The 9701-nt window shown below is 42.4% G+C and carries 7 protein-coding genes; 6 read left to right on the top strand and 1 reads right to left on the bottom strand.

Annotated features, from left to right (window positions below):
- The first annotated feature begins 775 nt into the window (after positions 1-775).
- The 5 genes from JOC37_RS10305 to JOC37_RS10285 all read left to right on the top strand — a co-directional run bounded on the left by JOC37_RS10305 (position 776) and on the right by JOC37_RS10285 (position 7925).
- The gene (locus tag JOC37_RS10305) at positions 776-1210 is read left to right on the top strand and encodes an HD domain-containing protein (RefSeq protein ID WP_204618630.1); all 435 of its coding nucleotides are present in this window, start codon (positions 776-778) and stop codon (positions 1208-1210) included.
- Positions 1211-1279: 69 nt separating this feature from the next.
- Positions 1280-3148 carry a methyl-accepting chemotaxis protein gene (locus JOC37_RS10300; protein ID WP_204618628.1) on the top strand — a complete coding sequence of 623 codons (1869 nt, stop codon included), beginning with the start codon at positions 1280-1282 and terminating at the stop codon, positions 3146-3148.
- Between the two features lie 200 nt (positions 3149-3348).
- Complete coding sequence (locus tag JOC37_RS10295) at positions 3349-5280, top strand: [Fe-Fe] hydrogenase large subunit C-terminal domain-containing protein (RefSeq protein ID WP_204618626.1); 1932 nt, start codon at positions 3349-3351, stop codon at positions 5278-5280.
- A 125-nt stretch (positions 5281-5405) separates the two neighbouring features.
- Positions 5406-6473 (top strand): GerAB/ArcD/ProY family transporter, encoded by a 1068-nt coding sequence (locus tag JOC37_RS10290; RefSeq protein ID WP_204618624.1) that lies wholly within the window; start codon positions 5406-5408, stop codon positions 6471-6473.
- A 27-nt stretch (positions 6474-6500) separates the two neighbouring features.
- Complete coding sequence (locus JOC37_RS10285; RefSeq protein WP_204618622.1) at positions 6501-7925, top strand: tRNA nucleotidyltransferase/poly(A) polymerase-related protein; 1425 nt, start codon at positions 6501-6503, stop codon at positions 7923-7925.
- A 217-nt stretch (positions 7926-8142) separates the two neighbouring features.
- On the opposite strand, the gene JOC37_RS10280 is transcribed toward JOC37_RS10285, so the two are convergent.
- Entirely contained in the window at positions 8143-8400 is a 258-nt protein-coding gene (locus JOC37_RS10280) for a ribbon-helix-helix domain-containing protein (RefSeq protein WP_204618620.1), read from the bottom strand.
- 187 nt (positions 8401-8587) lie between these two features.
- On the opposite strand from JOC37_RS10280, the gene fni reads away from it, so the two are divergent.
- Positions 8588-9664: a type 2 isopentenyl-diphosphate Delta-isomerase gene (gene fni / locus JOC37_RS10275; protein ID WP_204618619.1), complete on the top strand. Its 1077-nt coding sequence runs from the start codon at positions 8588-8590 to the stop codon at positions 9662-9664.
- The last annotated feature ends 37 nt before the right edge of the window (positions 9665-9701 follow it).

The raw sequence follows: 9701 nt of genomic DNA, 5'->3' as shown, positions 1-9701 counted from the left end.
TGTACGTCGTCTACGGTACGGCAATCCTTGGTCAGTTCTCTTATGGTTTTGTCCTGCAAGTTTTGCATAAATGGTCATCTCCTTTATTTGTAATTATTACCATTTACACAAAACTTTTTACATTCTATTCTTCCAATTTCATACTTTCTTTATCAATATCAGTTTTTCTTTCAACGTTAGCAGTTTCTTTCCTGTAACTGCTTCTTTTGGTGTATTTTTCTCTCCATCACTGTATCCTTCCATAACCAAAACAATCAGTACAGTTAACTTCCCAATCATAAACCTACAAGGAAAGACAGCAAAAATCTTCTGCAAGGTTGCTTAAAGTTCGCCCAAATAACCAACAATTATGCCTGGAATAATCGAAATTGTTAGTGCGACAGCCTATATAAATAGTTTGATCATTAGATATAAAATGTCCATAAAAAAATTACGCCTTTCCGCTTTACTAGACTATATCATATGAGAGAGGACGGGGGTTAATGATTTTAACAACTTATTTAATCTAACCTTGTTAAACAATGCTCTGATTTTAATATTAAAGATTTTAATTATGCATTCAGACAACCTGTTGTCTTCAGCTTTTGTTATAATGTTAAAAATAGATATAGTGAGGTGATAACTATTGAATATATAGCGCATTCAGAAAATAGTCAGGGAAAAGACACTCGCTATTGGACCGCTTAATAGCAGTGGCTGAACTTACATTGCAGTTTGCACAATCATTTGGGGTAAAAGTGCCGGGGCGGTATTTTCTCTGCCGTTTCTAGAAATATTGTCTTTTCCAATAATTGCCCAGCACGGTGGTCTGCCAGATCGATATGAACTGGTAGACTTAATTAATAAAAAGAAAGATGACAGTGCAGTTAAAAAATTGCTGCAGCTGGTATGCGAAAATATCCCTAATATAAAGCCTGCATACAAGCTGAATTTGCCGGAACACATCAAGAAATCTTACACTTCATTGGAATTATTTTTACGCATGCTGTTTTCTGCGCTGGTGGATGCTGACTGCTTGGATACCGAAGCCCACTTTGATACAGATAAATACAATAGAGGATTGAAACAAAGTGTCTGTGGTTTCATCTGGTGGAAGCGGGCCGGTAGCACCGGGGTAACCACCCCGGTGAGGATTGAAACACTATTCCAGTATTTACAATTAGCAGCAATTACCATCATAAGAACTGTTAACCGAAAGAGGATTTATTAGCTAAACGGAGAATAACTTCAATTCAAGAAAAATAGTTTTAATTCAAAATAATTATTGGGGGTTGCATAGATGGCTTACAACAGATTATCACTAAAGTATAAACTCCTGTTTTTAATGGTATTAATGTCAGCTATTCCATCGATAATAATTTTTTCTATCCTGTACCAAAAGGCCGAGTCCGGGTTAGAACGGGAACTTAATGCCCAGCTGGAAAGGGCTGTTTCAGCTGCTAACCGTCAATTGGAAGAAAAATCGAATGAATTGCTGAATTTGGCCCGGTGGTACGTTCAAGAACAAGAACTGACATCAGCATTTAAAAATAATGACCGGGCTTTGTTAGCGGAAAAGGCCAAACCAATTTATGAGCGGTTAAAAAGAGAACACCAGGTAGATGTTTTTGAATTTGGGGATAAAAAAGGGGTAGTATTTTTTAGGGCCCACAACCCCGGCAAGTTCGGTGATGACAAGAGCAGCAATGATTCTATCCGGGCATCCCTACAGGGGAAAGAGGCTGCAGGTTTGGAGTTCGGCAGCAGCGGCCTGGCGATGCGGGCTTTGGTACCCGTTAAATCAGAGGGAAGGGTTATCGGTACTTTTCAATTGGGGCTTGACAGCCGCTTTTTAAATGAAATTGAAGAGTCTGTTTCCGCTGGCGTGGCTTTATACAACCGGGATGTGCTTATCAGTACTTCCAGCGAAGAAAATAAAGATAAAATCGGTCGGTCCTTGGAAGATAAGTCCATTTATCAGCGGGTATCTAACGGAGAAACTGTCCGGACTGTGGAACAGAATTATATGAAGGTTTACATTCCTTTAAAAAATGCCACCGGTGAAAAAGTTATCGGCATGCTGGGTATTGAGGAGGATATATCATCCCTTCAGAAGATAAAAGAACGTTTTTGGTTGACTTCCATCACGGTTGTGGTTATTGCCATTCTTGTGGCTGTTGTTATTTCTGTTATCTTTAGCAGAAAAATTGCCGGCCAGGTACAGGCAGCAACTGAATTTGCTGAAGAGATCGCCCAGGGGAATTTAACTGTAGAACGGCTGAATAACAGCTCAAAGGACGAAATAGGTGTTCTCAGCAGTGCATTGAATAAAATGAAAGCCAACCTGGAAGAAATGGCCTTTAGTATTAATGAAAAGTCCAATAATTTATCGGCTTTTGCGGAAGAGCTTTCTGCCAACACCGAGGAGACTTCTGCCAATGCCAGTGAAATTTCGTCTATTATGACGGAAGTGGCCACCACCATGGAACAGGTGGCACAAAACAGTCAAACGATAAAGGAATCGGCAGATGAAACGGTTGGTGAAGCTGAAAAGGGCCAGCAAAATATGGCTGTAGTGCATGAGCAGATGAACGATATCAGCCGGTCAACCTACAACACTGCCGCTGTAATACAAGGGTTAAATAAAACCACCGCTAAAATCGGTGAGATTGTTTCCAGTATCACTCAAATTGCAGACCAAACAAATTTATTGGCCTTGAATGCTGCCATTGAAGCGGCCAGGGCGGGGGAACACGGTAAAGGCTTTGCAGTGGTGGCGGAGGAAGTTAGAAAACTGGCTGAAATGTCTTCCAAATCTACCACAGAGATTCAGGAACTGCTGAGCAGTGTTCAAGCAGAAAGTAATAAAGCCGGGGAGGTGATGAGAGAAACTGTAAACAAAGTGCAATCAGGTGTAGAAATAGTGAATAATACAGCCCAATCATTTGAACAGATAATTGACAAAGTTAAAATACTGGCAGATGAAATTGAAGAAATTGCCTCGGGAACCAAGCAGGTTTCCGCTGCCGTTCAAAATGCTACCGGAATAACAGAAGAATCCACCGCGGCCATGCAGGAAATTGCTTCTGCGGTAGAAACGTTAACCCAGTGGACAAATGAACTGCAGCAAATGGCTGCTCGGTTTCAAATTAATAGCGAGTATAAGTAGGGTTGCAGCCCGCCGCGGACACTGGTAAGTGAAACCCGGTGGGCTTTTAAATTTATATAACCCGTGAATAGCAGGGTATAATAGTAGGAATAAAAAGTTTTTATAGAAACTTTGTAGGAATTTGGAGATTGGTGTTTAATTTTAAAATGACTAAAATAACTCAAAATTTTGAATTTCAATGGGGGAGGACGGGGTTTTTAGTGATTGATGGTATTGTCTATACAGAAAAAGAAAAATGTAAGGAATGTTCTGCCTGTTTGCAGGTGTGTGAAACCAAATCCATTGCCTTTAATAATGGTGTAGGGGAAGTTATTAAAGAAAGCTGTATTAACTGCGGTCTGTGTACAACTGTTTGTTCAAAAGGAGCTAAAAAATATATCAAAGGTGTTGAAAATGTTAAGCAGCTTTTAAAAAGAGACCGCTGTGCCATTGTTCTGGCCCCTTCATATGTGATAGTGGCGGAGAAAAAATATCACTGTACCCCGGAACAGTTTTGTGCTGCACTGAAAAAATTGGGATTTAAACTGGTGTACGAATCTGCTTTTGGAGCCGATGTGGTTACCAAGGTTTACTTGGACTATATTGATAAGCAGATAAAAACAAAAGGAAAAGAAAATACCCATGTAATTACCAGCCCATGCCCGTCATTGATGAACTATATTGAAAAACATACACCGGAACTAATTGATGAATTTGCACCAATATTAAGCCCCATGGCAGCCCAGGCAGTGCTGGCCAGGCATTGGAACCAAGGCAGTATTAGTATTGTTGGTGCCAGCCCCTGTGTTGCCAAAAAATCAGAATTGTTGGATGAAAAGCTGGGGCTCTTTGATGAAGTGTTAACCTTTGAAGAATTAATAGAACTGATAGATGAGAGGAAAATTACACCCGCTGTTTTAAACGAAACAGAATTTGACGGTATACAGGCCTTTTACGGTGCCGGTTTCCCTATTTCCGGCGGCCTGACAAAGACACTGGAGTTGTTTTCCGATGCCCTGCAGATAAATCCCATTGGCAGTGATGTTTTAATTATAGAAGGTGAAAGCAGAACTATTGAGTTTTTAAACCATATGGCCGGGCGAAAAAAAGCCGGGAGTTTAAAGGGCTATCCTACCCTGATTGATATTTTGTACTGCGAGGGGTGTATTGTAGGTAAAGCCATGGGGGTTGAATGTGACCTGTTAGAAGCCAAAGGTATTGTAGCCGGCTACACCCAAAAACGTTTTGAAAAGGCCCAGCGGCAGGGCTTGCTTAGAAAGTATAAAGATTATAAGGTACTGGTCAAGAATACTGTGCAGGCCCCGGAGTTTCAAAAGTGGGTGCAGACGGTGGAAGAACTGATCAGCAGCAATAAATTTACCAGAACATGGGAGAACAGACTTTGTCATAAAAAAATCCCCTCTGAAAGTGAAATTAAAGCGATATTGGAGCAGGACGGTAAGTTTACCAAAGAGGATGAACTGAACTGCAGGGCCTGTGGGTACAGAACCTGCCGGGAACGGGCGATGGCGGTGTACAACGGTGAAAACACCCCGGGGGGCTGCATTATCTATCAAAAAGAATGGGCACAAAAAATGCGCGATGAGGCCGAGAAAACAAATAAAGTGCTGCTGGAGAATACCGAGTCCTTAATAACTGTTATTGATGAAATAGCCACAGGTAATCAAAGTAATGCCGAAATGAGTACTAAACTGCTTAATTACGTGGAAAGTCAAGCAGAAGAAATAAAACAATTGCGGAATAAACTGGCTTCGATAATAAAAATCTTTGATTATTTCACAGAAATTACCAACAGTATTTCGGAAATTACCGGGCAGACCAAGCTGCTCAGTTTTAATGCTCAAATTGAAGCAGCCCGGGCAGGTGAAGCCGGTAGGGGGTTTGCCGTGGTAGCGGAAGAAGTGGGCAAGCTGTCTGAGGATACCAGCGAGAAGCTTAAAAATGTAGAAGATTACCGCCGGAATGTGGCCGCAATACAAGCGGAGTTGAATCAGCTGATAGTTCAACTGACAAAAGAATCGGAGCAGGTGAGAGAATTGGCCAATTCCCAGGCGGCGGTGGCAGAGCAAATTGCTGCCTCTTCTGAGGAGTTATATGCCTCTGCAGAAAATTTAAAGACAATAACTAGATGACATCAAAGATAAAACTCTGCCTGAATGTGTACAGCCCTGTGGATTTTTTTCGCAGGGCTTAATTATTTAGTAGTATTCTGTTTGAATGCGGGAAATGACTAATATTTAGGAGGGTTTAAACGTCAATGATGCGAATTTCCCGGGTTCAATTAATAACGTTAGTAGCCAGCAGTGTTATTGCCAACGGGATTCTTTCCCTACCCCAGGTGGCTGCCGGTATTGGCGGGCCGGGGGGGTGGTTGGTGGTGGTGGCAGTTGGTCTTTACAGTGTAATTCAAATTTTATTTTTAGCGCTGGTATGCCGGCGTTTTCCCAACGTTAATTTTATTGATTTAACTAAAAAGGTGTTGGGGGGCTTTACCGGTACTATAATAGCAGTTCTGTTGATAATTTATTTTACCTTGTTGGCCAGCCTTGTAGCCAGGGGAGTAGCAAATGCGGGCAATACCACCGTTTATACCAGCACCCCTCCACTGGTATTGATGGGAGTAATGGTATTGATTTCTGTTTATGCGGTATATCATGGTTTGGAAGTGCTGGCCCGGGTTAACTTAATTTTATTTGTGATTAAGATGTTAATTTTTTTCCCTGTAATGCTGGTGATTTTACCGCAGGTGGACTGGGGAAATTTATTACCCCTGTGGGAGAGGGGAACGATTTCCTGGGTGGAAGGATTATTGAACATTCAATCTTCCTTTGCCGGGTTTATTATCTTTGCCTTTGCTTACCCGCACCTGCAGAACCCAAAAGGGGGAGTGCTGGCTGGGATTTATGCACTGGTATCTGTTACAATAGTTTATACAATTGTGACTGTATTGGCTATTTTAGTTTTCAGTTCCGAGGAAGTTGCCCGGATGAACTGGCCTGTTATTTTCTTAATTCGCGTAGTGGCAGTACCGGTTGATGCGCCGTATATGGCCTTTTGGGTAGCCAGTGCTTTTAGTGTTATATCTTCCAGTATTTTTATGGCCTGCTATACATTGGAAAAATTATTCAAACTGCGGGATTATAGATATTTTTTACCGCCCCTGGCAGTGATAGTGATAGCCGTGGCTTTAATACCGAAAAGTAATCTGGAAACAGCGACCTTTGCTGTAAACCTTGCTTATTTGGGAGCTTCCTTTGAGTGGGTATTACCCATGGTACTGCTGGTTATGGCGGTGATTGGTAATAAAAGAGAAACACCTGCCTAGTAATAACATTAATTTGGGGGAACTGTGGTGAAAAATTTAATGGCTATTTTACAAAACGCACTGGACGCGTATCAAGCCACCGGTTATGTTGTGGGGGGCTTTGTCCGGGATATGCTGCTGGGAAAAACCAGTGATGATATTGACATAGCCGTCAATAAAAATGTTTTGGAGGTAGCCCGTTCTGCAGCCGGTGCTTTGGGGGGCAGATACATACTGCTGGATGAAAAGAACAAGGCAGCCAGGGTAGTGGTTAAAAACAGAAAAGTTGTTCAAATAGACTTTACAGCCCTGAAGGGTAAAACCATTGAAGAAGACGCTGCCCGCCGGGACTTTACTATCAATGCAATGGCCATACCGGTTAACAAAACAATAACCCCAATGCAGATTATAGATCCCTTAAACGGCAGGGCAGATATACGGCAAAAAAATATTAAAATGACCGCTGAAAAAGCATTTTCAGATGATCCCCTGCGTGTTTTAAGAGCCTTTCGTTTAGCTGCCCGGCTGAATTTTAAAATAGATGATCTTACGTTAAGTGCCATGGCCGGCAGTGTGGATAAGCTGCGGCAGGTGAGCGGCGAAAGAATACTGGAAGAGTTAAGTAAAATACTGGAGAACAAAAACAGCTGCCAATATATTAAACTGGCTGATGATAAGGTGAATTTATGGAGCGTCCTATTTCCCCGGGTTGCAGAAATGAAAAATACGGCACAAAATTGTTATCACCGGGATAATGTGTGGGAGCACAGTTTAAAAACACTGCATTACTTAGAAAAAATAATTAACCAGGGGCAGCTGCCTAAAGATATACTGGAGGAAATAGAAAATAAATTAAACCGGAGCTTGGCAGCAAACCGGTCCCACTGGGTAATTCTAAAGCTGGCCTGCCTTTTACACGATGTGGGCAAAACAGCTGCTTCTACCCGGCAGGGCGGCAGAATAATCTTCTACCGGCACGAAAAAGAGGGAGTTCGTTACGCGGCCTCCTTTGCTGACCGGGTGCGGTTGAGCAATATAGAAAAGCGGGTTTTGACTTTACTGGTGGAAAATCATATGCGGCCGTTGGAGTTATTTAACCAATCCAAGGTTACCGGGGCAGCCCGATATCGTTTGTTTAAAAAACTGGATGGTTACATATACCACTGTCTCTTGCTGTCGCTGGCAGATGTCAGCAGCACCTATGCTTCCACCGGTAATTTTAATGGTTTAAAAGCCTACCGGGATTACATTATAAAGATGTTTAATTTAGTAATTAATCAGCGGGAAAAATACGTAAACCCGCCCAAGCTGGTGGACGGCAGTGATTTAAAACAGTACTTGGGTTTGCGCCCGTCTAAAAAAATCGGTCAGCTGCTGGATGAAATTACCGGGGCCCAAATTGACGGGGTGGTAAAAACCAGGGAAGAGGCCCTGCGGTATGCCCGGGAGATATTAATAAAATTAATGAAATAGAAGGCCGCTTCGTGGGAGGAAACGGCCTTTAAAAATTTGTCCTGGAATTCTTTTATTTACAATTTACAATATCTTTTAACGGATATTATATAATGCAACCGAACAGCTGTGACTTTCCCCATTTATCACCCCCCGTCTGTCTAGTAAAGATATATGTTGGCGGGCAGCGGTTTATACTGAAAATATATAATTAATGCTCAGGTTTTATATGTCAGGCTTACCTTTTATAACCTCCCAATTCCAGCAGGGAATGGTAATACTCCATTTCCTGGGACGGATTTTCTGCCGGGCTGGAAACGGTTTTGCTGCTTTTAATCAAAGTGCTGGAACTCATATCTTTGCGAATTAAAAAACGTATGTATTTGCTGCGGTTGGTTTCTTCAAAGGTGTTCCGGTTAATTTCGGCAATTCGTTGATCCAGATAATCAACCATCTCTGTGGGTAAGCTGATGGTAATGGTTTTGTGTTTTCTCATTAATTTCCTCCTTTCGTTTTGTTTGTAAAATGCCCTTACCGGTTCTTTACCTAAGTTATATGAAGGTATCCCACCGGAAAATAACCCTTATTATAAGAAAGGTAAATTATTTTTGAAATGACAAAGACTTGTTATTATAGTGCGGAAAAGATAAAATAGTTGCAGATTAAAGAAAGGGGTTCGCCGTTTGAGACAGTCCCGCAAAATTGACCATATTAAAAACGCCCTTAACAAACCCGACCTGGCAGAGGCGGGGTTTAAGGATGTGCACCTGCTGCACAAATCTATACCGGAAGTTAACTGGGATGAAATTGACACTTCGTGTATATTCCTGGGGAAAAGACTTGCAGCCCCGTTGGTGATTAACGCTATGACCGGCGGGCACCCCGCGGTGAAAGAAATAAATAAAAACTTGGCCAGGGCGGCCAGAGAAACGGGAGTGGCTATAGCCCTGGGTTCTCAAAAGGCTGCTTTGGAAAATACCGGTGTCATTGATACCTTTCAAGTGGTAAGAAAAGAAAATCCCGGTGGCGTGGTGATAGCCAATTTAAGTGCCCACTGCACAGTGGATGAAGCCCAAAGGGCAATAGAGATGGTAGAAGCAGATGCCCTCCAGCTGCATGTAAATGTTCCCCAGGAACTGGCCATGGCCGAAGGGGACAGGAACTTTCGCGGTATTGCTTCCAATATATCAGCCCTGGTGCGGCAGATAGACATTCCGGTAATTGTTAAAGAAGTGGGTTTTGGCATGTCTATGGAAACCGTTCAGCAAATTTATCAGGCCGGAGTAAGGATAGTTGACATCAGCGGGCGGGGAGGAACCAATTTTATTACCATTGAAGAAGAGCGCTGTAAGGAAAATTCCCGTCAATTTATGGGAGATGTCAGTGACTGGGGTATTACTACTGTAACCAGTATAGTAGAAGCTAAGGAACTGAATTTGCCCGTGAAAATAGTTGCATCGGGAGGGCTGCGTACCTCTTACGATATTAGTAAATCCATCGCTCTGGGTGCGGATTTAACCGGTATTTCCAGGCCCTTTTTACAAACCTTAATAGAACAGGGCAGTGAGGGTTTGGTTAATCATATACAACAGCTGATCAACGGTTTGCGTAGAATAATGATGATGTGTGGGGCGGCTGGTATTCAGGCACTGCAGCAGGTACCGGTTGTAATTACCGGTAACAGTGCCCAGTGGCTGAAGGCCAGGGGTATTGATATTGGTAAGTATGCCCGTAAAAATGAACTGCAGGTAAAAGACTAAAACAACAGGGGTTTTGGGGGCCCCTGTTGTTTTTAAA

Origin of the sequence: Desulforadius tongensis, from assembly GCF_016907915.1 — a bacterium.
Lineage (GTDB): Bacteria > Bacillota > Desulfotomaculia > Desulfotomaculales > Desulfohalotomaculaceae > Desulforadius > Desulforadius tongensis.
This window is presented reverse-complemented; position numbering and strand designations above follow the sequence as displayed.

What these genes read in the sequence shown, in the direction of transcription:
- JOC37_RS10280 (WP_204618620.1), bottom strand. Translation starts at nt 8,400, where the DNA reads ATGAGAAAACACAAAACCATTACCATCAGCTTACCCACAGAGATGGTT.
- JOC37_RS10300 (WP_204618628.1), top strand. Translation starts at nt 1,280, where the DNA reads ATGGCTTACAACAGATTATCACTAAAGTATAAACTCCTGTTTTTAATG.
- JOC37_RS10290 (WP_204618624.1), top strand. Translation starts at nt 5,406, where the DNA reads ATGATGCGAATTTCCCGGGTTCAATTAATAACGTTAGTAGCCAGCAGT.